Origin of the sequence: Brevundimonas sp. (genome assembly GCF_036659295.1) — a bacterium.
Lineage (GTDB): Bacteria > Pseudomonadota > Alphaproteobacteria > Caulobacterales > Caulobacteraceae > Brevundimonas.
In genome coordinates, this window is record NZ_JAVXCU010000016.1 from 21,908 (window position 1) to 44,839 (window position 22,932).

The window sequence follows — 22,932 nt, forward strand, 5'->3', positions numbered from 1 at the left end:
ATGATTGGAGTTGAAGTACACAACCTCACTATGCGGTACCGTGAATCAAAAAAAACTGCGGTTTTTGAGGATCTGAACTTTAAGCTGGAACATGACTCACGACTGGCGTTGTTGGGGCGGAATGGTCAGGGAAAATCGACCCTGATTAAACTTCTCGGCGGTGTACTTCAGCCAACCTCGGGCCAAATTGACTGGCATATCCGCTCGTCGTGGCCGATTGGTTTTGGTGGAGGCTTTCAGGGAAGTTTGACGGGGCGAGACAATATTAAATTTCTCAGCCGTATATATGATGTCGATTTTGAAGAAATTTTGGACACGGTTGAGGCTTTTGCCGAACTGGGCGCTGCGCTCAATCGTCCTGTTAAGCAGTACTCGTCGGGTATGCGCGCAAGATTGGCTTTCGGCCTGTCTCTTGCAATCGATTTCGATTGTTACATGATCGATGAAATCGTTGCTGTAGGCGATGCGAGATTTCAGCTCAAATGCCGTGAGGAACTGTTCGAAAAGCGCTCGCAAAATTCATATATAATGGCGTCGCATGATCTCTCATTGGTTCAAGAAACCTGTGACACAGCTATTATTTTAGAGAGTGGGAAGGTAAAAATTTACTCGGATATTGAAGAGGCTATTGATGTATATCAATGGTTGAGAGCGTTATGAGCACTAACATAAATATTTTTATTGTTCCCGGGTTAAATTTTGATTCGTGGATGCACAAAATCCGATCAGCTTGTGCGGCACAGCAGATTGATTGTTTAGAGTACTGGGGCGCTGGCGAGATTCCGGTTAGTGAAAATAGATCAATAACGCTCCATTTTTCAGAAACGATAGAAGTGGGCATTGTAGACTATGTGATACTTCCGTCTTTTGATGAGTCATTAAGCGGATGCAAAAATTTATATAAATTTCAATCTTTTGCACTGCGTAGATTAACGAGCGGAAAAGTATCATTTGCGTTAAATGCGTATAAAGAAGGGGCTAAGTTGCTGAGCCCCTATTCTAATTCGACTGTCATTGATCCTATCGGTTGCAAAATCGATTTTAAGTCCGTTGAGCATGAAGTTGAACTAAATTTTCATAATGTATACGATTTGTATTTTCCTGCTAATGTAATAGAAAATATTTTTAATTTAAAATCGACTTCAGAATCTAAGTATCTTAAAGATTTTATTGATGTATCTGGCAGAGCGCGTCAGTTGCTGAGTATTGATAGTCTTTCTTTCCCTCAGGGGAAGTGGCGATGCGATCTTGAGTTCAGCATTGATCAAGTCCTTACAGCTATGAGCTTAGGAGTTCGGTGGGGAAGTTTAAAAAATTTTAATGAAGCAATTGCTGAGGTAGGTGCCAGTGGCAAATATAGAGTTTCTCTAATTTGTACACCTGAAGGTGTGGAGTATTTTAACCTTAGCATTTTTACGTGCCATCCCCTGTTTACTGGTTCATTAAAAGTTGAAAATCTTCAACTTTTAATGGTTGAGGACTTGTAGATAGTTTTAAAAATTGCTGCTATTGGGGTGGGAATTGTTTCAAACTCCAATGCTTAAGGACTAGGTATGGCAAAGCGAGCTGTAATCACAGGTGTAACGGGGCAAGATGGTGCGTATCTGTCTCAGTTACTGCTCTCGAAAGGGTATGAGGTTACTGGCGTTGTGCGTCGTAGCAGTAACTATGGCTTGGCGACAGAGCGCCTACGCTGGCTTGGGATCGAAGGCGATGTCCGACTCGTAGACGGCGACCTGTTGGACTTGGGGGGGGTGTCACGCATCATTCGCGATGTGCGCCCGGATGAGGTTTATAACCTTGCTGCGCAATCTTTCGTTAAGACCTCGTGGGATCAGCCGGTCTTGACCTCGCAGGTAACGGGTGTAGGCGTAACAAACATTCTAGAAGCGGTGCGTTTAGAAGCACCGGAGGCTCGTTTCTATCAAGCATCTTCGTCTGAGATGTACGGGCTGATTCAAGAAGAGCGCCAAAGCGAGTTGACCCCCTTCTACCCAAGATCGCCTTATGCGGTTGCTAAGCTGATGGGTCACTGGATGACGGTCAATTACCGTGAGAGCTTTGGCATGTTCGCTTGTTCCGGGATTCTATTTAATCATGAATCACCGCTGCGCGGCCTAGAATTTGTTACGCGTAAGGTTACGGATGCTGTGGCAGGTATTGCTCTGAAGCAGCAATCGGAACTGAAACTTGGGAACACCCAAGCCAAGCGTGATTGGGGCCATGCCAAGGACTATGTTCAGGCGATGTGGATGATGCTGCAGCATGAAACTGCGGACGACTATGTCGTTGCAACGGGACGTACGGTGTCGGTTGCCGACATGATCAAGGTAGCTTTTGCTCACGTGGGCCTGGATCCGGAGCAGTATGTAAAGACCGATCCTGAGTTCTTCCGTCCGGCAGAGGTCGATGTCCTGCTAGGCAACCCGGATAAGGCTAAGAAGGTTCTTGGGTGGGAGCCGGCAATCACAATGGAAGAAATGATCTGCGAAATGGTGGATGCAGACCTCGAACGTCGTCGCCGGAATTAAATATGACTGAAACCGTATTCATTACGGGGGCAAGCGGGTTTGTGGGAAAGCGCGTAGCTGAAAGGCTACGCGCTAACCCGAAGTACCGCGTTGTAGAGGTTAACGGACCTCGGTCTGAGCGTGGAGTAGATCTAACTGACGCTAAGGCATGCCAGCATCTCATTAATACATACAAACCGTCTAAAATTATTCACCTCGCTGCCAGTTCCTCAGTGGGGGATGGCAAGAACGATCCGTCTGCCATGTGGGAGCCAAATGTTACCGCGACGGTGAACCTAGTCAGTGCTTTTAAGGCGCTGGGGCAAAAATCCCATCTGATCTTCGCTTCCAGTGCAGAAGTTTATGGCCGTCAGTTTTTGGCTGGCCCTTGTGACGAGAACGCACCCATGCGGCCGGCTTCGGCATATGGACGCTCTAAAGCTGCATGCGAGTTGTTCTTGGAAGATGCAGCTTCTGAGCACTTATCCGTCACCGTTGCCCGGCTATTCAACCATACGGGCGTAGGGCAGGACGCGCGCTTCGTGGTGCCGTCTTTTGTGCGACAAGTGGCGCGATCACAGAATAACGATGGCGAAGTTCATGTCGGAAATCTTGATGCATATCGTGATTTCACGGATGTGGATGATGTCGTGAGGGGCTATGAGCTCCTCCTTGATCAGCCCGAACTGCTGCGGTACGAGGTCTATAATTTAGGTTCGGGTAAGCTGCAGAAAGTATCCAGTATTCTAGAGCGGATCGTCGAGTACTCCGGATACGATGTGAAGATCATTGAAGATCCAAAAAGAATGAGACCTTCAGATATTCCAGCCGCGGTTGGTGTCTTTGATAAGATCAAAGATAAATGCGGTTGGTGCGCAGAGATCGACTTCAACTCGACCCTGCGCACCATGTTCGACTATGAAGTCGAATTACTTACCTCGTCTGATCACTAGTCCAGCCGACGTCGTCACGTAGCCACCGAGGGCCAGTTTGAGGTGTGGCGGGGCTTCGTAGGGCGGCGTGTCGACGAAGCCGTCGATGACAAGGCTGTCGGGCGCGATGAGGAAGGGCTGGACGGTGTGGCCTCGATCTTCCAACTGGCGTACCAATTGTTCTAGGTCCTTCCTGCGATACAGGACTGTATGGCCGGTCTCGACCGTGTGATCGTTAGAGCTGAGGTTGAGCTCAGTAGTGTGGATTGCGACGCCACCGATCTTAAGTGTGTTCTCAACGCTGTTGATGATGAAGTCGATACCGTGTTGTAGCGAGCCAAGGTGCTCAAGGCAGCAGGATGACCAGCATAGATCGTAATCCTTAAACTCCGTAGGAATGACGTTCATATCGCATTCACGCCACTCAACGAGCGACTCGAATTCTTCACGTGACAAGGTTCCGGAAGGCATTGCCGCCAGTTCTGAGGCGTACTCGTTGCTAGTGGACCAAGCCTGGCTTATCGAAGTATCGCGCGGGGCATCTGTGGCGGTCACGCGCATGCCGGTGGCGGCAAATATAGCAGGCAGTGTTTCCTGACCAACACCAAACACGATGCCACGCGTGTTTGGACCCGTAACGCCTTGGGCAAAGGCGTGGTGAGTAACGAACACCCATTCCCAATACTTACGGTGGAAGACTTCAGGAATCCCAATGAGGTCCGAGAGGCGTTTGAACTCGGGGTGAAAGAAATCTCGGGATGAGCATGTCGAATAGCGCATGAACTCAGAACGAGGATCCACACGATAGACGCTCATATCAGGGATGAAGATGTTATTCTTCCATGGCTTAGCTTCCGAAATGCGTTTTAGCATTTCAGGAAAAATACGCTCGATAAGGGCGATGTCGTCGTTTGTCATACTGTTATCTTTGCAATTATGAGCGAGCTAAAATCTCGTATCCGGTAAGAATAAAATCCGTACCCGGATTGGCATGGATTAATATTTCTAAGTCACTTATCTTTTCACTAATAGTGAAAATTTTATCAAGATTAGCAGTTGGGTTCCAACTGAAGCTATCGATTAAATTTTGTCCAGAGTTGTATCGAATATCGACTTGTACAGCGTCCTTATTGTCAGGCGTGTTTTGGCTGTATGCCTTTAGTTTGTATGTACCTGGCTCAAACGAGGCATATGGACCATGGCAAACAATACCGCCTTCGGGCTTGGCTTTAATACCATTGGTAATATGTTTGGCTTCCTTGACCGGCAGGGCGGCTAGCGACGCACGGAACACACTTGTCCAACGCGAGGATTGCGATGCCTTGTAGATTTCGGCGGCAAAGAATTTGGCGACATTTTCGTAGGACTGGTTTGAGCGTAGACGCCCTGCATGCCGCATGATTTCTTTGGTTTCGTCGCTTTGGTTGCGAAGGTGCTGCAAAGTTCGCTCGAGGCCGGCTGCCAAATCAGCAGGGCGTACTCCGTCAAATCTGAAGGTGGCACCCTTTAGGTCGTCAAAGATGGACAGGGGGGTAACACACAGGGCGCGGTGTGTTGCTATGGCAAGATGCGCGGCGGCGCTCGAAGACTCGCCCGTGTGTTGATAGGGGAGTGCAATGATGTCGGCAGTTTGTAAAACTAATGCAGATTCATGTTCTTCTAGATATTCCGTTAGGAATTCTACACGGTCCTCAACGCCTAGCTTTTGGGCTAGATCCTTACAGGACTTAATCAACTTGGCGGAAATCCCTTGGGCCCCAATGTACTCGGCATTAACAAGCTTGAGCTTGATATCTGTCCCTGACATTTTAAGAATTGAGGCGGCCTCAATTATTTCAGGAAGACCCTTATGCGGTAGGAAAAATCCGTAACACGCTACAGTCGGTATTTTGTTAAGGGCTTCGGATTTTGGCGCTTTGAGGGCGTGATTAAAGTTGGGGATCCCAATAGGGACCTGCTTAACGTTCTTGATAAATCCGAGTTGCTTCAAACGAACAACGTCGATGTCGTTGTGAACGAAGATACGTTCGCATAGCGAGAGAGTCTCACTAATATCGATTAGTCTGTGCCCTGCAAGTTGTTGATCATCTTTAGTAGAGTGCAGGGTGATGTAAAGGCGTGTACCGTTGTCGGATAAGGTTGAAACAAGCCTGTTCAGTTCGTCAAAATTATAAAATCCGTAATTGAATTGGATCACTAAATCTGTAACGCCGCTCTCGATTACAGAGTTTATCAGTCGTGTTACGTCTGATGTTTTGCTGTGTGTAATGGAGCGGAATAGGGGGTTTTCGGTCGTCCATTCAATGGCGGCATCATCCAGATCCTGGCCAAACACTACGGTCGAGGAATCGTAGTGGGAGAGAAGGTTTTTGGAGTAGGATGCAATCCCGCAGCGGTTACCCCACGATGTGACCCAACCGATTTTCACCTTCTTGGCCATAGTCTCGTTGGCGTCTATCTCAACCTCGTTGAGGGCCATACTGAGGGCGGCGGCGGGTATGAGGTCAGCAGAGAAGGGGATAGCTTGTGTGGGCGCGAGTTTGACGGGAGAAAGCGTCTTGGCGTCCACAGCGCGGCGTATAGCGGACAATGCGCGCTGCGCACTGTTATCCCATGTAAAGTTTAGAACGTGCTTTTTCGCATGATCTAATAGTGCCTGGCGGAAATGGGTATCTGTCAGGGCCTTGAGCATCTTCTCAGAGATGTCGGTGACCGAAAACGGATCAAAGGTGGCTTCAGGCCATCCAATAACTTCTGGGACACTCGTGGTGTTGGAACCGATCGCCGGCGATCCACAAGCCATGGCTTCCAATGGCGGCATACCAAGGCCCTCCCAAAGGGGAGGGAACACAAATAAATCACAGCATTTATAAAGAGCTAAAAGCTCTTCATCTGTAACGTGGCCGGTAAATATTATATTTTCTTGAGCTACGTTGAGTTGCTGTGCAAGGTTCCTTAAATTTTGATAAGCCTCTGGCCAGCCCTTGCCAGCTATTACAAGATTGTATTGTTTTCGGATATTCGCTGGCAGCTTGGCATAGGCCTCAATGAGGCCTTTTTGATTTTTTCGTAAATCAAAACTTGCGGTATAAAGAATAAACTTTTTTCTTATTCCGAGTTTTTTAATCGTTAGTTTGTGTTCATTACAAGTAGTTTTATCAAGGAAGAACTTGTCATCAATGCCGCCGGCTATATTTTCGACAATGGTATCTTTAAGATCTAAGCTATCCAAGCCTTCTTGTGCTGTATATTCTGAAATTGCTAAAAGTACATCGGCCTCTTTTAGATTTGCAACCTTACCAAGGTAATGCTTTGTCGCTCGAGGGTCTCTGAGATACTGCTCAGCCTGCTTTAGTGGGATGAGGTCGTAAAGTGTTATAGCTTTAACGAAGGGCCAGTCTGCATCAACAAAGGTAGCAATCTCGTCGCCAAGCCCTTCAAAAAGGCTTGCCACATGTAGAACATCCGGCTTCAGCGCTTTAATAAATTCGGAGCGTACGTATTCTGCAGCCTCAGTGGTCTTGCCGTTGTCAAAAAGGTACATCGATCCAGGCGGGAGGTGGCAAATGCGGAATGCGTGCGGCGGCACAAGGTCGCGCAGTTCTCGGCGGACTATTAACTCCGCTTCGGGGTTGCGATCGTTCAAAAGGATGAGATGTTCGTATTCTGGAGAATTACGGATCATGGCCTTGGCTAACTCAATTGAGTAACGGCCAATACCGCCGAACCGGCTACCTGATTGGCAGCACTGTAGGTCGATCAAAAAGCGCACTGTCATTTCTCCGAGGTGTTCATTTTTGCAGTTAAAATAGAAATAATTTCATTAGTTCTAATCATTATGGGTGTGTTTCCACCAACGGGTATGGGGTGGGTCTCGTGACCCTTGGGCGCATTGTTATTGATTTGTGTTGCGGTCATCTTGCCAAGAGAAAGAAATTTTCTTCTTTTCCGGGCGATATTCTTTTTAAGCGACTTGTAATTTGTGTAAGTTTTTCCAAAAAAACTATTCAATATAGTTGAATTTATAGTTCTTAATTCATTTATTTCTTTAGTTAGCCTGCCATTGATTTCTTTTTGCGTGCTATTTTCCTCAGATAAAAACCTCAGTTCTTGTTGAGCGCCCGCAAAAGCATTGTTTAGGTTTGAATTTAAAGATTCTAAATACAAATTTCTTTCTTCAATAGTTTGTATTCTTTTTTTAAAGCGTAAAGCGTTCAGTTTTGCGCCATCCAATTCGGATTTATCTATCGATATAGTCTCGATGCTCTTACTTAAGGAGTCTAGCTGTTCTAAAATCTTGTTTTGGATGGTCAACGTGTTTTCTCTCAGGCGCAGGTAAGAATTTATGTCTATTCGTCAGAGCGTGGGAAGGGGGTGTTTATTTTCTAGTCGATAGATTAGATATCTATGTGGTGCGTTTATGCTTTGAAACTTATCTTTAACATGGCGATTTATGCAAAATGGTATGCCACGGCCTGATGATTATACAAAGATTTTAGCGATGCCGTATGGTGGGCTTGCTATGATTTTTGCAGCAACGAAGGGCTTGCATAGGTAGGGAGCCTTACCCTAGGTGCTGGCCGATCCAGCGGGCGGTGTCGATGAGGGCGTCTAGGTCGTAGCCGGTTTCGAAGCCGCCGCGGTGCAGGGCGTAAACCAGATCTTCGGTGGCAAGGTTGCCCGTGGCACCGGGGGCGAAGGGGCAGCCGCCGATGCCGCCGACCGAGGCGTCCAGTGTGTCTATACCGGCTTCGATACCGGCATAGGCATTGGCTAGTCCGGTATTGCGGGTGTCATGGAAATGCAGGCGTAGTTTGGCGTCCTTGGCGACCTTGCGGGCGGCCTCGACTTTGCGGGTGACGCTCCACGGATCGGCGACGCCAATGGTGTCGGCCAGTGCGATTTCCTTCAGGCCCAGTTCGGCGACACGTCCGACCATGTCGGTGACCTGATCGACCGAGATCTCACCATCGAACGGGCAACCCCAAACGCAGGACAGTGTGGCCGAGAGGGATGGGATACCTTCGCCGGCGCCTTCGGCATTGGCGCGTCCGGCGACAATCTCGGACAGCATCTGGATTTGCTGATCGGGGGTCAGGCCCTGATTTTTGACACCAAAGCCTTCGCTGACGGACAAGGAGACATTGACCTCGTCCACAGCGGTCCCCAGTGCGCGGTCATAACCCTTGCCGTTGAGCACCAGACCGATACGGCTGCGGCCCGCCTCGTGCGGCAGGGCCGCCATGACCTCTTCGGCACCGGCCATTTGCGGCACATATTTGGGATGGACGAAGCTGACAGCCTCGATGCGGCGGGCCCCAGCGGCCTCAAGGCGGCGCACGAACTCGGCGCGGATATCAGGGCCAAGGACGGCCTTCTCGTTTTGCAGGCCGTCGCGCGGGCCGACCTCGACGATCTCGATAAAACGACCCATCAACGCGCCTCGTTACTGTTGTGGACACTGCCATGCCCGACAGGGGCATAGACAGTCAGGCGCACATCGTCGCCATTGGAATAGTTGTGCCCGCGCACTTCGCCCACGGAGCGGCCAGCGGCCCCCAGTTCGGACATGGCTGTACGGAAGGCCTGCTCGTCGCGGGCTTCTACGATAGCGGGGCGGCCTTCGGACAGGGCCTTGGCCGCACCGGCGGCGTCGGTCAACTGTGTCTCGCGTCCGGTCAGGAAGACAAAGCTTGGCTCGTGGAAGCCGGTAATAGCGACGGGACCGGGCAGGCGGCCCTGTGCGGGATGAATACCGGCGACTTCCATGGTCTTGACCAGTTGCGGTGCCACAGATAGCGGGCGCAGTTGGCGCAGGGTTCCGGCAAATCCGGCATGGGCGATAATGCCGAAGACCAGCGCCGCCAGAACCGCTGTGATCGCGGCACGGTTGACCAGCATGAAGCCGCCGATTGCCGCCGCCATCATGGCGCAAACAATGGTGATATTGGCCCATGTCTGGGCGGTCGAACGACCAAACTCGGTCAGGCCATACAGCACAATCAAGCTCAGAAGACCGGCGACCAACAGGCCCAGCGCGGCCCCCGTCCAGCGCGAGATGCGACCGACAGGTTGCGTCAGTGCCGCTGCCATCAGCAGGGCCAGCGCCCCGAAGGTTGGCAGGGTGTAGTGAACCAGCTTGGTCGGGGCCAGCTCGAACATAATCCATGCGGGGATCAGCCAGCACAGGGCAAAGCGGATCAGCGGCTCCGAGCGGCGTTTCCAGCCGGTTACCAGCGCGGCAGGTAACATCAGGGTGGCGGGGAACAGCAGCAGCGGCGCCAGCAAAAGATAGGTGCCGAACGGCGCGCCATGGCTTTCATGCGCACCGGCCAGTTTGGGGGCCAGATCACCGCCCAGAGCCTCGCGCCAGAAACCGCCATCGGTGGCAATGGTAATGGCAATGGCCCAAGGGCCGATCATGAGGGCCAGCAGGGGCAAACCCCAACCCCAGCCCAGCTTGCCCAGCCAACGGATATTGCGGTCCCACAGGCTGAGTGAAATCATGGTCAGGGCGATGACCATGGGACCAATCGGTCCCTTGATGAGGATCGACAGGCCGATCCCCGCCCAGAATAGAAGCTTGTGCAGACTTTCCGGTGTCTGTCCTGCACGCGTGGCCAGATAGATGCGGGCCAGAGCCGCCAGCGACAATGTGGTCAGGCCACACAGCATGGCATCGGTCTTGGCGATGCCCGCCTCGGTCGATAGCAGGAAGGTGGCACCTAGAATGGCCCCTGCGAGGAAACCGGCGCGGTTGCCAAGTGTGGCGGCCCCCAGCCATGCCACGGCCCATGCGGCCAGCATGGCCCCGAACAGCGAGGGCAGGCGATAGGGCTGGATGGCGCGATCGGCAGGGTCAGAAACGATACCGACGACGGCGGCCTGCATCCAGTGGATGCCGATGGGCTTTTTCCAGCGTGGATCGTCTTGGAAACGGATATCGACATAGTCGCCCGTCTCCAGCATTTGCGATGTGGCCTGCGCAAAGCGGCTCTCGTCGCGGTCCAGTGGCGGCAACAGCAACAGCCCCGGCAAACCGGCAAGCATGGTCAGCAGGACCGCCAGTGCGGGGCCACGCCATCCGGCGATAAATCGATCCAGGTTCGGACGCATCATAAGGGCATTGGTATCATGCGTTGCCAAAGAGGCGAAAGCTTTTGGCGATCATAGTGCTGGCAAGATGGGCGGGCCTTGAAGGAGGCATGCAATACAGCCCGTATCGTCTGTCACGGGGATGGGTTACAGCGGAACCATGAGCGGTATTTTGAATCCTGTTTCTTCGCCCGAAGTTCCCGATATTTCGGTGGTCGTTCCCGTGCATGACGAGGCGGGTGCCGCCGTCGCTCTGGCGCGCGATATCGCCACAGCCTTTACGGGGCGATCCTATGAGATGGTCTTTGTCGATGATGCCAGCCGCGACGACACGCTGAGCCTGTTGCGCGCCGCGACGCAGGACATGCCGCAGTTGCGGGTCTTGTCGCACGGTACCAATGCAGGCCAGAGCCGTGCCGTTCGCACCGGTGTTCTGGCGGCACGCGGCGCGATCATTGTGACGCTGGATGGCGATGGCCAAAATCCGCCCCATGATGCGCCGAGTCTGGTGGATCTTTTGCAAGCCTCGGAACCGGATGTGGCGCTGGTCGGCGGGCGTCGTGCCAAGCGTCAGGACAGCGCGGCCAAGCGCCGAGCGTCCTTGTGGGCGAACCGTATCCGCAAGAACCTGTTGAAAGACGATGCCGACGATACGGGCTGTGGGTTGAAGGCCTTCCGTCGCGAAGCCTATCTGCGTCTTCCCTATTTTGATCACATGCACCGCTATCTTCCGGCGCTGATGATCCGCGAGGGTTATCGCAACCTGTATCTGGATGTGGATCACCGCCACCGCGAGACAGGGCGTTCCAAATATACCAATTGGGGGCGCTTGAAGGCCTCGGTGTGGGATATGCTGGGGGTTATCTGGTTGCAGTCGCGACTGCGCTCGCCGGGCAAGGTTACCGAATATGGCGCGCCGAACGTCCGAACCTAGCTGAAGGCCAGAAAAATCAGGCTGACAACAGTGGTTTCAAACAGACGGCTGGTGACAGACAGGATCGACAGCATGGGTGGCTCCGTGACGCAGTGTCACGACAATCAGCAAATGTGATGCCACAGACCCGTAAGGGCTAGATTTCGGTTTTCTTGCGCTGGCCGGCAGACGGGCGCCGGTCGTTCTGGCCTGAATATTCGCGGCTCAGATAGGTGCTGCGGGCAGTATCCAGTACTTCTGGGCCACCGCGCAGGCCGCGTTTCTTGCCGGGTTGACCCAGTATCTGGGCGGCAAAAGCCGCCGGAGGAGGCGGGGATACCGAGGCAGGCTTTGCCGAGTTGGCAGCCTTGTCCTGATCGTTTTGCCCCGCAACCAGCGCCTTGGAGTCCGGCGTGCGCTTCTGGCGGCGCTCCCCCTGACGACGCTCGCCATCGCGCGGGTCCATCGCATCTGGGATAGAAGCGTGGATGGCGGCGTTTACGGGCGAGATCGGCGCGGTCATGTCTGACGCTTCAGGTGCCGGAGGATTTGGACAGGCGGTCCAGTTGTTCGCGCATGGCGTCCATCTGGCGGCGCATTTCGTTCAGGTCGTCGTTTTTGCTCTCGGGCGAGCTGTCGCTGGCTGCGGGGGCAGGGGCTTCGGTGGACGCGGCATTATAACCAAAGCCGGGGAACATCCGCATGGTGCGCTCGAAGATGGCCATGTTCTGACGCACGGCGTCTTCCATCAGATTGCCACCGGGGCTCTGGGAAAAGGCCTTGTTGAACTGCTGGCGCAGTTCGTCCTGTTGGCGGGTAAAGCGATCCAGCGACATTTCCAGATAGGACGGCAGGACCGCCTGCATGTTGTCGCCATAATAGCCGATCAACTGGCGCAGGAACTGGACGGGCAGCAGGGCCTCGCCACGGTTTTCCTGCTCGAAAATGATCTGGGTCAGGATCTGGCGGGTCAGGTCATCGTTCGACTTGGCGTCATGAACGGTGAACTCGATCCCCTGGCGAACCATCTGGGCCAGATCATCCAGTGTCACATAGCTGCTTGTCGCCGTATTATAGAGGCGGCGGTTGGCGTACTTCTTAATGACGACGGTACCCATCGACTTCCCACCCTCTGAAGACGTGTTTGCCACGCTTTTTCTCGCACTGTTTATGCGCGCACCATCCCGCATTGCGGATGCGAAGGCGAGTCCGGATTTTCAAACTGTGGTGAACAGTTCCGCTTAACCGGAGACAGGGGCCAGTACGACACCGATCAGGATGGCGGCCCAGTGCATGCCTGCACCGGCGACGACAAAGCTGTGCCAGATGGCGCGGCGGTATTTGAGGGCGCGGTTGATGAAGAACAGCACACCCACCGTATAGGTGACGCCGCCCGCCACCAGCAGACCCAGGGCAACCGGCGATACCGTGTCGATCATCGGCTTGATGGCAAACACGATCAGCCAGCCGAACAGCACATAAACACACGACCAGAAGATGTCGGACAGGCGCGGCACGAACATCTTGGCAAAGGCCCCGCCCAGACCGATCGTCCAGACCAGCAGGGTAAAGCCGATCGACAGGGCCCCCTCGAAACGCTGGGTGGTGATGGGGGTATAGCTGCCTGCAATCATCAGGAAGATGAAGGCTTCGTCCAGACGCCGCAGCACGGGGCGTGCCGCGCACGGATGGGTCTGGTTATAGATGGTCGAGGCCGTCAGCATGCCGATCAGGCACAGGCTGTAGAGCAGGGTCGCGGCCACAGCACCTATGCCGGCATAGATGCCCGCCAGCGTCGCCAGAACACCTGCACCGATCAGGGCCAGAACCAGTCCGACCGCATGCACCAGAAGGTCGGCCCGCTTGGCCGCAGGGCTGGCATAGTGCTCTTCCATGTCCAGCGCATCGGGCGTGGTCATGATGCGCAACAGGCGACGGCCCAGTTTGAGCTTCTCGGCAGGCGGCATTTCGGTCATCGGGCGGGCTCCCTTTTTGGAGGGGTGGAGGCGAACGCGACTAGGACACTGGGAGACTATATAGGCGGGAAGATGTCTGGAAGCTGAATCGTTCCCGAGCAGTTGCCGCAAAGGTCAGCTTGCGCCCTAAATGCTGCATGTGCGAAGAAGTAAGAAAATCTTCAGGGAGTGAATATCTTGAAAGACGTTGTCATCGTTTCTGCCGCCCGTACGCCGGTTGGCTCATTCTTGGGCGCGCTGTCGTCATTGCCAGCTTCGAAGCTGGGCGAGGTCGCCATCAAGGGCGCACTGGAACGCGCCGGTGTCTCGGGTGATGAAGTGGACGAGGTGATCCTCGGTCAGGTGCTGCAAGCCGGTGCCGGTCAAGGTCCGGCCCGTCAGGCCGCCATCAATGCCGGTGTCCGCAAGGAAGCCGCCGCATGGTCGCTGAACCAGCTGTGCGGCTCGGGCCTGCGCGCTGTGGCTCTGGGCTATCAGCAGATTGCTACGGGCGATGCCAATATTGTCGTCGTCGGTGGTCAGGAATCCATGTCGCAGGCTCCGCACCTGCAACAGCTGCGTAACGGCCACAAGATGGGCGCGGTCACGTTTGAAGACCACATGCTGCGCGATGGCCTGCTAGATGCCTTCCACGGCTACCACATGGGTCAGACCGCCGAGAACATCGCCAATAAGTGGGAGCTGAGCCGCGCCGAGCAGGACCAGTTCGCTGTCGCCAGCCAGAACAAGGCCGAGGCTGCCCAAAAGGCAGGCAAGTTTGCCGACGAAATCGTTCCGGTCACGATTTCGGGCCGTAAGGGTGATGTGGTTGTCGATCAGGACGAATATATCCGCCACGGCGCAACGATCGAAGCCATGGAAAAACTGCGTCCGGCCTTTGTGAAGGACGGATCGGTGACGGCCGCCAATGCCTCGGGCATCAATGACGGTGCCGCCGCTCTGGTGCTGATGTCGGCTGAAGAAGCCGCCAAGCGTGGTCTGGAACCGCTGGCCCGTATCGCTTCGTGGGCTACTGCTGGCGTTGATCCGGCCATCATGGGCACCGGCCCGATCCCCGCCTCGACGGCGGCTCTGAAAAAGGCCGGATGGGACATCGCCGACCTCGACCTGATCGAGTCGAACGAAGCCTTTGCCGCCCAGTCGCTGTGCGTGGTCAAGGAACTGAACCTCGATCCGGCCAAGGTGAACGTCAATGGCGGTGCCATCGCTATCGGCCATCCGGTCGGTGCTTCGGGTGCCCGTATCCTGACAACCCTGCTGTTCGAAATGAAGCGCTCGAACGCCAAAAAGGGTCTGGCGACCCTGTGCGTCGGCGGCGGCATGGGCGTGGCCCTGTGCGTTGAACGCGCTTAAGCCCTCATAGGATTGATACCAAAAGAAACGGCCGGTGGTTCATCCACCGGCCGTTTTTGTTTTGGCGCTACGAGGTTCGTTTAGAAGGCACGACGCCAGTGGGCGAGGAAGGCATAGCCCGGCTTGGCGTCGCGCTGGTGCTGTTCATTGCGGATGGCGGTGGCTTCGAACTGCAGGGTGGCGCCATCGGACAGGGCGTGGATGCTGCGCATGCTGAAATCGATCTGGCGGCCTGACGGGCTGGCCGAGAAGCGGCGCACCGAGAAGGTCACCGGATCGAAGTAATCCAGAGGTCTATCGGCCAGATTGGCGCTGAAGGTGCCGCTTTCGACGCGCAGGGGCTGGCTGATCTGCCAGCTCAGTTGCTGGCAGCCCAGCAGCTCGAACGGACAGAGGGCCAGCATTTGCAGCCGCCAGTTGCTGCTGATCGCCTTGTCTTCCAGCGACATGAAGCGGCCATTGATTTCGGTGCTGCCAATGCCGCCTTCGGCGATGAAGGTCAGGCCTTCGGTCATCTGCCAGTTGCCACCCATGGCGGCAAAGGTGGTGTTGGCGGGCAGGGCCAGATCGCTGGATGTGGGCATATAGGCCCCCAGCGGTCCCATGCGCTCATCCAATTGGCCAAGGCTAAAGGACAGGCCACCTGCGCCCTTGCGCCAGTCCAGACCGAAACGGGTATATTTGGCAGCGTCGCGCTCGACCGATTGCAGGGGTGCACGACGGTCGCCGCCGCCGCTCTCGGCGGTGACGTTGAAATGGCCGAGGGTTTCGTCCTGGAAGTTCAGCGACCCACGCACGGCGTGATTGGCCTGTGCCAGCGCCGTAAAGCCGTCGCCTGCACCGGTGCGGAACGGCGAGCGGGCTCCGCCTTCGCCCTGCCATGCGGCAAAGGAAACGCGGGGCGTATCGATCGCCACCATGGCTTCGCGGCGGGTTTCGGTGCCCAGCCACGGGGCCGAATACAGATCATGGCGGGGCAACAGGGGCTCGGGTTCCAGCATGGGCTGGGCGGCGCTGAGCGACAGGGTGCTGCCCGCAGGGCCAAGGGCCGTCACGCGCGTCTGGACGGTGGGCGGTGCCAGATCGGGCTGGAAGCTGCGACGCGGGGCGGCACGGTAGCTTCCGGCCAGATTGACCGTGAACAGGCGCGAATACTGGTCATAGGCGATGGTGCCCAGACTGTCGGTGCGGGAAATGGCATCGCCGAAAGCTGCCCCCGCATAGGTGCCGGGAGGCACATCCAGACCAATGGCTGTCGCGGATGTTGCGCGGGGCGAGGATGTCCGGCCGATTGGCTGGAAGGCGCGCTGGATATCCAGCTTGCCGCGACCCCAGACGATATCGGTGCCCGTATCACCGGCATCGGCGGCCGAGGTCAGCAGGATGTCGACAATGTCGCGCCCTGTGAGGTTGGGGAAGGCCTGTTTCAGCAGGGCCATGGCACCGGCGACAGCCGGAGACGAGAAGGAGGTGCCGGAGATTTCCCAGCAACTGGTGTCATCGCAGTCGGCAACAACCTTTTCGCCAGGTGCGGAAATATAGGCGGTCTGGTTGACGCCCGCGCGATTGGAGAACGAGGACATGCCGCCCGATAGGCCATGCGAGCCAACAACGATGATGCTGCCTGCAAATCGGGGATCGGTCGCATAGCGGCCAGGCCATGACGGATTGACCTCGCCCTCGTTGCCCGAGGAAATGGCGATAATCGCACCGGCATTGACCGCTCGTAGCAGAGCCTGCTCGAAGGTCAGGCCCATAGAGCCTTCACCGCCCAGCGACATATTGATGATGCGCGCGCCATTGGCGACCGCATAGTCCAAAGCGCGGGCCAAATCCGAGCTTTTGAAACAGACATCGTCCTCGGGCTTGGTGCATTCGCTGACATCGGCGCGGATGGCCAGAATGGACGATTCATAGGCCACACCGATTGTGCCGCGCCCATTATGCGGGGCGGCGATGACACTGGCCACGCGGGTGCCGTGCCGGTCGGGGCTTTCCAGTGTGTTGCGGCCGATAACGATATCGGTCGAGGCGCTGGAAACATTGGCAGCGAGATCGGGATGGTTGGCGGTCATGCCGCTGTCGATCACGGCAACGGTCACGCCCTTGCCTGTCGCACCCGTCTGCCATGCGGATAGGGCCTTGGTTTCCGCAAGACCCCAGTTGCGTGTGTACTCGCGTGTGGTGATGTCCGGCACAACGGGAGGCGGTGGTGGGGGCGGCGGAGGTGGAGGAGGCGGGGGAGGAGGCGGTATCGGCGTGGGTGTTGCTGCGCCCCCGCCACCTCCGCCGCCGCCACAGGCGGCAAGAGGGACCGTCATCAGTAAAACGGCGCTCAGTGTCAGCACCAAGGATTTGATCCGCATCTGGCCCATCTCGCGCACTCCATCGCGTGGAATTTTCCGACAGCCAGATTAAGCCATAACAGTTAACCAACCAATGCAATCTAAATGACGCCGCACATGAAAAAAGGGCCGACCTCTGATGGTCGACCCTTTGATTTTCAGAGCGAATATGGCCGAGGCCTAGTCGCGCAACAGTTCGTTAACGCCGGTCTTGGCGCGGGTCTGGGCATCCACGCGCTTGACGATGACCGCGCAGTACAGAGACGGGCCACCGTTCGGGTCGGGCAGCGAGCCGGGAACCACAACCGAATAGGCCGGAACCTCGCCACGGAAGATCTCGCCGGTGGCGCGGTCAACAATCTTGGTCGAACCCGACAAGAATACGCCCATGGCCAGAACCGCACCTTCGCGTACGATCACGCCTTCGGCGACTTCGGCGCGGGCTCCGATGAAGCAGCCGTCCTCGATGATGGTCGGGTTGGCTTGCAGCGGCTCCAGCACGCCGCCGATACCGGCACCGCCCGACAGGTGGACGTTCTTGCCGATCTGGGCGCACGAGCCGACGGTGGCCCAGGTGTCGACCATCGTGCCTTCACCGACATAGGCACCGATATTGACGAACGACGGCATCAGCACAACCGACTTGGCGATGTGCGCGCCGTGACGAACAATGGCACCCGGAACCGAGCGGAAGCCTGCATTCTGGTAGTCGGTGGTGGTCCAGTCACCGAACTTGTTCGGCACCTTGTCGAAGAACGGCCCGACACCCGGAGCCGGGCTGTTCATGCCACGGTCGCCCGCACGCATGATGATATTGTCTTTCAGGCGGAAGCCCAGCAGCACGGCCTTCTTCAGCCACTGGTGGGTGGACCATACGCCGTCTTCGCCACGGGTGGCGACACGCGCCTCGCCCGAATCCAGCAGGTCGAGCGCAGTCTCGACCGCCTCGCGCACTTCGCCGTGGGTCGAGGGCGAGATATCGGCGCGGGCTTCCCATGCCGCTTCGATAACGGCTTCAAGCTGGGCGAGTTTGGTCATGCGGGATCTCCGTCAAGAATGGCGGTGGTCAGGAACGGCGCGAGTGCGGCGGTCCGGTAATCGATGAAATCGTCTTCGGCCGAAAAGGCCTTGGGGCCAACCAGAACCGTGGTCATGCCAAGCATTTTGGCAGGGTCCAGATTTTGTGGCGTGTCCTCGAAGAAGCAGGCCGTGGCCGGATCAATGCCAAAGCGGGTCAGCATCTTTTCGAAGGTGCGCGGATCGGGTTTAGGGATCAGGTCAGCATCTTCCAGCGCAAAAACGCCGTCGAACAGGTCGTCAATGCCCAGCTTGCCCAGGACGCGGTGCGCGTGGACGCTGGAGCCATTGGTGAAGATAATGCGGGGCCCCTGAAGGCGCTCCAGCCCCAGACGCAGGGCCGTATCCGGCTCCAAAACGTCCAGAGGCACATCATGGACCTCGGCCAGAAAATGGTGCGGATCGATCTGGTAACGGGTCATCAGACCGGCCAGCGAGGTGCCATAGTTGTGCAGGAAGGATTTCTGCATAACCAGCGCCTCGTCGGCGGGCAGGCCCGAAGTGCGCACCACATAGTCGTTGATGCGCTTTTCCACGAGACCCATGAACTGGTTCTCGACCGGATAGAGGGTGTTATCGAGGTCGAAAACCCATGCTTTTACACCGCGAAGATCCGCCGAAATGTCGGTCGGTAGACGCTCTGTCGTGAGGGTGCTCAACGCGCTGTCACCAGCGTACCGGCCCCGTTCTCGGTGAACAGTTCTACCAGCATGGCATGCGGGCGACGGCCATCCAGAATGACCACGGCCTCGACCCCTGCGCGGACCGCCGCCATGGCGGTTTCCAGCTTGGGGATCATGCCGCCGGTGGCCACGCCGTCGTCGATCAGTTTCTGGGCATCTTCGAGGTTCATCTGGCGGATGATCTCGCCATCGGCACCCTTTACGCCCGGAACATCCGTCAGCAGCAGCATGCGCTTGGCGTTTAGCGAACCGGCAATGGCGCCAGCCACCGTGTCGGCGTTGACATTATAGGTCATGCCGTCTTCGGCGACGCCGATAGGGGCGATGACCGGAACCCAGTCCTCGGTTTCCGAGGCGATCAGACCCTTGATCAGTTTGGGGTCAACCTTGGTCGGCTCGCCGACAAAACCCAGATCGACCTCGTGTTCGATCATGCTGTCAGGGTCGCGCTTGGTGCGACGGGTCTTTTCGACCGTCAGCAGACCGGCATCCTTGCCCGACAGACCCACACCACGTACATCGGCTTCCTTGCCGGCGACCGTGATCCAGTGGGCGATCTCTTTGTTGACGGCTCCCGACAGGACCATCTCGGCTACCGCCATAGTGTCCTTGTCGGTGACGCGCAGGCCGTCGACGAAGGCGGATTTGACACCGGCCTTGTCCAGCATGGCGCTGATCTGCGGGCCGCCGCCGTGGACAACCACGGGGTTCACGCCCATCAGTTTCAGCAGCACCACATCGGCGGCAAACTGCTTGGCCACGGCACTCTCGCCCATGGCATGGCCACCATATTTAATGACCACAGTCTCCCGGTCATAGACCTGGATATAGGGCAGGGCCTCGGCAAGGGTCTTTGCCGTCTCCCAGCTGCGCTCTTCGGATTGCCGATCAACTTCATTCATAGCCGCGCGCATAGCCGCATAGCGGTCCGAAGTCACCCGTTTTATGTCTGGTCCGAGTAAGTAAAGAGATCAAACATGTATCTCGTGATGCAAGTAAATATACGCGAAACATAGGAATAAAAAACTTTGTTGGCTTGTCGGATTTAGGCAAAGGTCGCAGTATGTAAGAGGAAAATTTGAGAAGCGCTAAATTTGGGGTGGTCCACATATTTTAACGCTTTTTCCAGAATTTTAGAAACGGAATTGGGAAGCTCGTTGTCTATTTATCCTGTCATTATGTGCGGCGGTGCGGGGACGCGTTTGTGGCCGGCTTCTAGGCCTTCGCGTCCAAAGCAGTTTCTGGCCTTGGTTGGTGAGCAATCGCTTTTTCAGGACACTGTAATGCGTGTCGTGAAATTGGTAGAGGGAGATGCCAAGCTAGTTGTTGTCGCGGGTGCTGCGCATGAGAGCTTGGTTAAGGACCAACTGGCCGAACTTGGAGTGACCGCGCAGGTTGTGCTTGAACCTGAAGGGCGTGATTCTGGTCCTGCTATGGCCGCAGCAGCATTGTGGACGCAATCCGTAGATCCTGATGGGATCAATGTTTTTGTATCTTCGGACCATTACCTGCCTGATCATCAGGCATTTTGGCGAGCGGCGGTTACAGCTTCGGCCGGTGCTGAAAGCGGAAAAATTGTCACTCTAGGTGTGCGACCGACATCGCCCTCACCCGCTTACGGATATATCGAAGCGGAGGGCGAGGGTCTTGCGAATGTACGCCGATTTGTCGAGAAGCCGGATTGCGAGACGGCCAAACATTTCCTAGACCGGGGCTTGATGTGGAACACTGGGATTTTTGTATCACGCAGTGATGTGCTCATCAGTGAACTTGATGCCTTTAATAGGGACATTACGCACGCTGTCGGATTGGCACTATCAGATCGTTTGCATGAGAACCCACTGCATTTAGGGCAAGAGTTTTTGCAATCGCCCAAAATCTCGATTGACTATGCTGTGATGGAAAAAACAGCGGTGGCATCGGTTTTGCCGGTTTCTTTCGAGTGGTCGGATTTGGGGGCGTGGGATGCTGTGGCGGCAAAGCGGCAGGCATCTTCCTCGTATCACCTTCTTAAGGACGCTTCTGGAAGCCTTGTCTATGCTGCTCCTGACAAGGTTGTAGCCGTTGTTGGCGTTTCTAATATCGCCGTTATCGTGGAAGATGACGCGGTACTCGTGTGCGATCTCGAGCGTTCGCAAGACGTAAAAAAGGTCGTCGAGCATGTGAGAAACTTCGCGCCGAGCTATCTTGATTTCCCTCCTCCCGTGCTTGATCATTTTGATGAAAAAGCGCGGAAATTTGCTTCTTGGATGAAGCAGCGTGCCTTGCCAATTTGGGCAACGCTCGGTGTGCAATCGGAAAGCATTTTTGCGGAAGAGCTGACGCATGATGGTGATGCTGTTGAATGCGATCACCGTGTTCGTGTGCAGGCACGACAGTTGTTTGTATTTTCCGAAGCGGGGCGTCTGGGGTGGCGAGGACCATGGGAAAATATTGTCAAAAATGGTCTGAAGGGGTTCCGGAAGTTTTGCTGTAATGACGATGGGTCACTTCGTGCGCTGTTGTCATCATCTTTCGCGCCGGTTTCTGTGCGCGCGTCTGTGTACGACAATGCATTTGGAATTTTTGCCTTAGCCCACGTTTTTGCAATGGGTATCGATAGGCAATATTGTGAAACTAAATCTCTAGAAATTCTCGATTATCTCGAGGGTAAGTTGTTGCCAAATGGTGCCATAGAAGAGGATGGAGACCATCCTTTCCAGGCCAATTCGCACATGCATCTTCTAGAGGCTGCTTTGGCGTGGGAGCCTTTAAGTAGTGATGTCCGTTGGACAGCAATGTCTGACCGCGTAGTATCGCTAGCGACGAGCGTATTTATTGATCCGGACGATGGCGCGCTGCGAGAGTTTTTCACCGCAGACTGGAAGCGGTCTAACTCGGAATATGGTAAGCGTGTGGAGCCTGGCCATCAGTTTGAATGGGCATGGTTGCTCCATCGTTATGCCATGCGTCGCGATAATAAAGAGCTATTGAAGGTGTCTCAACGCTTGTATGAACGCGGATCGATTGGCGTTTGGAGCAAAGAGGGCGTTCTTGCCGATGCGATAGACCCAAGTGGCAATGTAGTTGAGTATAGCGCTCGTTTGTGGCCGCAAACCGAGTGGTTGAGGGCGGCTTTGCTATTTGCGCGCCATGCGTCAGGCTTGGAAGCTGATCGATACCTCAAGGACGCTGAACGCGCATTGGGAGCCATGAATCTGTATTTGACCGAGAACGGATTGTGGCAGGACCAACTGGTTGGTCCGAAGATGTTCTCTGCGACAAATGCGAAAGCTAGCTCTTTTTATCACATTATGGGTGCATATGCAGAGTTGCGTAGATTCTGGGGCGACGCTGCTTAACTGTCTCTCAAAGCTGATGAGTATTGCAAAGAAATGCAACGGATCGTGTATTTGGGCTGTTTTGTGAGCGATTTCTTTAAGGTTTTGTTATTCTCCTGTATCCGGGAGAACACGCTTTTCGTGATAAGGGCGGGATGCATGAAAATTGCTTCTCGACCTTGGTTGGAAGGCCTGTTATCTCCAGCGTAGCGGTATATTTGTGCCGTCATCTTTAACAATTCTTGGAGGGCCGCTTTCATGCGCGTCAAGAGTTTGATTCTGGCTTCTAGCGCGGCGGCCGCTCTGGCGATGTCGGCTGGTGCCGCTTCGGCTGAGCCGGACGGCTGGTACGGTGCTATCGATGCTGGTTACCACATCATCGACGACATCAATGCCGAAGCTTCGGTAACCGGTCACAACTGGAACTGGGAAGTTAACGACGGCTGGACCGCATTTGCGCGTCTCGGCTACCGTTTCAACCCGAACTGGCGTGCTGAACTCGAAGGCGGCTACCGCTCGGGTGACATCGGCACCGTTCGTGGTGCTGCGGGCGCACAGGGTCTGTGCAACCTGACCCCGGCTACCGGTCCGTGCCACTCGCCGGAAGGCGACATCACCTCGACCACCCTGATGGCCAACGTCATTTATGACTTCGGCACCCCGGAATGGACCCTGCGTCCGTTCGTGGGTCTGGGCGTTGGTGTGAACCGCGTAAACGTCGACACTGT

The 22,932-nt window shown here is 55.5% G+C and carries 20 protein-coding genes; 8 read left to right on the forward strand and 12 right to left on the reverse strand.

All coding sequences use genetic code 11. The features are described 5' to 3' along the window. The 4 genes from RSB01_RS04955 to RSB01_RS04970 all read left to right on the forward strand — a co-directional run bounded on the left by RSB01_RS04955 (position 1) and on the right by RSB01_RS04970 (position 3,463). Entirely contained in the window at positions 1-660 is a 660-nt protein-coding gene (locus RSB01_RS04955) for an ABC transporter ATP-binding protein (RefSeq protein WP_332625123.1), read from the forward strand. Further along, a complete protein-coding gene (locus RSB01_RS04960) occupies positions 657-1,487 on the forward strand; it encodes a hypothetical protein (RefSeq protein ID WP_332625125.1) in 831 nt (276 codons plus the stop codon). Before RSB01_RS04955 ends, RSB01_RS04960 begins: the two co-directional genes overlap by 4 nt. 66 nt (positions 1,488-1,553) lie before the next feature. Next, positions 1,554-2,531, forward strand: a complete 978-nt coding sequence (locus RSB01_RS04965; RefSeq protein WP_332625126.1) for a GDP-mannose 4,6-dehydratase — start codon at positions 1,554-1,556, stop codon at positions 2,529-2,531. 2 nt (positions 2,532-2,533) lie between these two features. Then, entirely contained in the window at positions 2,534-3,463 is a 930-nt protein-coding gene (locus tag RSB01_RS04970; protein ID WP_332625127.1) for a GDP-mannose 4,6-dehydratase, read from the forward strand. Here the strand turns inward: RSB01_RS04970 and RSB01_RS04975 are convergent. From RSB01_RS04975 to RSB01_RS04995, 5 genes are all read right to left on the reverse strand, one after another. Then, complete coding sequence (locus RSB01_RS04975) at positions 3,440-4,360, reverse strand: hypothetical protein (protein ID WP_332625128.1); 921 nt, start codon at positions 4,358-4,360, stop codon at positions 3,440-3,442. The genes RSB01_RS04970 and RSB01_RS04975 overlap by 24 nt on opposite strands. Positions 4,361-4,376: 16 nt before the next feature. Further along, positions 4,377-7,214, reverse strand: coding sequence for a glycosyltransferase (locus tag RSB01_RS04980; RefSeq protein ID WP_332625129.1), 2,838 nt, complete (start codon positions 7,212-7,214; stop codon positions 4,377-4,379). Positions 7,215-7,216: 2 nt separating this feature from the next. Then, positions 7,217-7,756, reverse strand: coding sequence for a hypothetical protein (locus tag RSB01_RS04985; RefSeq protein ID WP_332619959.1), 540 nt, complete (start codon positions 7,754-7,756; stop codon positions 7,217-7,219). A 250-nt stretch (positions 7,757-8,006) separates the two neighbouring features. After that, the gene (locus RSB01_RS04990) at positions 8,007-8,876 is read right to left on the reverse strand and encodes a hydroxymethylglutaryl-CoA lyase (protein ID WP_332619958.1); all 870 of its coding nucleotides are present in this window, start codon (positions 8,874-8,876) and stop codon (positions 8,007-8,009) included. Beyond that, on the reverse strand, positions 8,876-10,561 hold the full coding sequence (locus RSB01_RS04995; RefSeq protein WP_332590563.1) for a glycosyltransferase family 39 protein: 1,686 nt from the start codon (positions 10,559-10,561) through the stop codon (positions 8,876-8,878). Before RSB01_RS04995 ends, RSB01_RS04990 begins: the two co-directional genes overlap by 1 nt. Before the next feature lie 136 nt (positions 10,562-10,697). On the opposite strand from RSB01_RS04995, the gene RSB01_RS05000 reads away from it, so the two are divergent. Next, the gene (locus tag RSB01_RS05000; RefSeq protein WP_332590562.1) at positions 10,698-11,471 is read left to right on the forward strand and encodes a glycosyltransferase family 2 protein; all 774 of its coding nucleotides are present in this window, start codon (positions 10,698-10,700) and stop codon (positions 11,469-11,471) included. A gap of 136 nt (positions 11,472-11,607) precedes the next feature. On the opposite strand, the gene RSB01_RS05005 is transcribed toward RSB01_RS05000, so the two are convergent. The 3 genes from RSB01_RS05005 to RSB01_RS05015 form a co-directional block, all read right to left on the reverse strand. Then, a complete protein-coding gene (locus RSB01_RS05005; RefSeq protein WP_332590561.1) occupies positions 11,608-11,973 on the reverse strand; it encodes a hypothetical protein in 366 nt (121 codons plus the stop codon). Positions 11,974-11,983: 10 nt separating this feature from the next. Then, positions 11,984-12,568, reverse strand: a complete 585-nt coding sequence (gene phaR / locus RSB01_RS05010) for a polyhydroxyalkanoate synthesis repressor PhaR (protein ID WP_332590560.1) — start codon at positions 12,566-12,568, stop codon at positions 11,984-11,986. Between the two features lie 123 nt (positions 12,569-12,691). Further along, positions 12,692-13,426: a hemolysin III family protein gene (locus RSB01_RS05015; protein WP_332619957.1), complete on the reverse strand. Its 735-nt coding sequence runs from the start codon at positions 13,424-13,426 to the stop codon at positions 12,692-12,694. A gap of 177 nt (positions 13,427-13,603) precedes the next feature. Between RSB01_RS05015 and RSB01_RS05020 the strand changes: the two genes are divergently transcribed. Next, positions 13,604-14,779, forward strand: a complete 1,176-nt coding sequence (locus RSB01_RS05020) for an acetyl-CoA C-acetyltransferase (RefSeq protein WP_332590558.1) — start codon at positions 13,604-13,606, stop codon at positions 14,777-14,779. A gap of 80 nt (positions 14,780-14,859) precedes the next feature. On the opposite strand, the gene RSB01_RS05025 is transcribed toward RSB01_RS05020, so the two are convergent. From RSB01_RS05025 to argB, 4 genes are all read right to left on the reverse strand, one after another. Beyond that, a complete protein-coding gene (locus RSB01_RS05025; protein ID WP_332625130.1) occupies positions 14,860-16,977 on the reverse strand; it encodes a S8 family peptidase in 2,118 nt (705 codons plus the stop codon). Positions 16,978-17,304: 327 nt separating this feature from the next. Then, positions 17,305-18,162, reverse strand: a complete 858-nt coding sequence (gene dapD / locus RSB01_RS05030) for a 2,3,4,5-tetrahydropyridine-2,6-dicarboxylate N-succinyltransferase (RefSeq protein WP_332590556.1) — start codon at positions 18,160-18,162, stop codon at positions 17,305-17,307. Continuing rightward, positions 18,159-18,860: a pyrimidine 5'-nucleotidase gene (locus RSB01_RS05035; protein ID WP_332590555.1), complete on the reverse strand. Its 702-nt coding sequence runs from the start codon at positions 18,858-18,860 to the stop codon at positions 18,159-18,161. Before RSB01_RS05035 ends, dapD begins: the two co-directional genes overlap by 4 nt. Further along, complete coding sequence (argB, locus tag RSB01_RS05040) at positions 18,857-19,786, reverse strand: acetylglutamate kinase (RefSeq protein WP_332590554.1); 930 nt, start codon at positions 19,784-19,786, stop codon at positions 18,857-18,859. The genes RSB01_RS05035 and argB overlap by 4 nt, the downstream gene beginning before the upstream one ends. Positions 19,787-20,062: 276 nt before the next feature. Here argB and RSB01_RS05045 point away from each other — a divergent pair, with 276 nt between their 5' ends. Continuing rightward, on the forward strand, positions 20,063-22,225 hold the full coding sequence (locus tag RSB01_RS05045) for an AGE family epimerase/isomerase (RefSeq protein WP_332590565.1): 2,163 nt from the start codon (positions 20,063-20,065) through the stop codon (positions 22,223-22,225). A 237-nt stretch (positions 22,226-22,462) separates the two neighbouring features. After that, positions 22,463-22,932: outer membrane beta-barrel protein (locus RSB01_RS05050; protein ID WP_332625131.1), on the forward strand; the 470-nt coding region annotated here is incomplete at its 3' end.

What these genes read in the sequence shown, in the direction of transcription:
- RSB01_RS04955 (WP_332625123.1), top strand. Translation starts at nt 1, where the DNA reads ATGATTGGAGTTGAAGTACACAACCTCACTATGCGGTACCGTGAATCA.
- RSB01_RS05045 (WP_332590565.1), top strand. Translation starts at nt 20,063, where the DNA reads ATGTGCGGCGGTGCGGGGACGCGTTTGTGGCCGGCTTCTAGGCCTTCG.
- dapD (WP_332590556.1), bottom strand. Translation starts at nt 18,162, where the DNA reads ATGACCAAACTCGCCCAGCTTGAAGCCGTTATCGAAGCGGCATGGGAA.
- RSB01_RS05000 (WP_332590562.1), top strand. Translation starts at nt 10,698, where the DNA reads ATGAGCGGTATTTTGAATCCTGTTTCTTCGCCCGAAGTTCCCGATATT.
- RSB01_RS04960 (WP_332625125.1), top strand. Translation starts at nt 657, where the DNA reads ATGAGCACTAACATAAATATTTTTATTGTTCCCGGGTTAAATTTTGAT.
- RSB01_RS04995 (WP_332590563.1), bottom strand. Translation starts at nt 10,561, where the DNA reads ATGATGCGTCCGAACCTGGATCGATTTATCGCCGGATGGCGTGGCCCC.
- RSB01_RS04970 (WP_332625127.1), top strand. Translation starts at nt 2,534, where the DNA reads ATGACTGAAACCGTATTCATTACGGGGGCAAGCGGGTTTGTGGGAAAG.
- RSB01_RS04975 (WP_332625128.1), bottom strand. Translation starts at nt 4,360, where the DNA reads ATGACAAACGACGACATCGCCCTTATCGAGCGTATTTTTCCTGAAATG.
- argB (WP_332590554.1), bottom strand. Translation starts at nt 19,786, where the DNA reads ATGAATGAAGTTGATCGGCAATCCGAAGAGCGCAGCTGGGAGACGGCA.
- phaR (WP_332590560.1), bottom strand. Translation starts at nt 12,568, where the DNA reads ATGGGTACCGTCGTCATTAAGAAGTACGCCAACCGCCGCCTCTATAAT.
- RSB01_RS04965 (WP_332625126.1), top strand. Translation starts at nt 1,554, where the DNA reads ATGGCAAAGCGAGCTGTAATCACAGGTGTAACGGGGCAAGATGGTGCG.
- RSB01_RS05015 (WP_332619957.1), bottom strand. Translation starts at nt 13,426, where the DNA reads ATGACCGAAATGCCGCCTGCCGAGAAGCTCAAACTGGGCCGTCGCCTG.
- RSB01_RS04990 (WP_332619958.1), bottom strand. Translation starts at nt 8,876, where the DNA reads ATGGGTCGTTTTATCGAGATCGTCGAGGTCGGCCCGCGCGACGGCCTG.
- RSB01_RS05005 (WP_332590561.1), bottom strand. Translation starts at nt 11,973, where the DNA reads ATGACCGCGCCGATCTCGCCCGTAAACGCCGCCATCCACGCTTCTATC.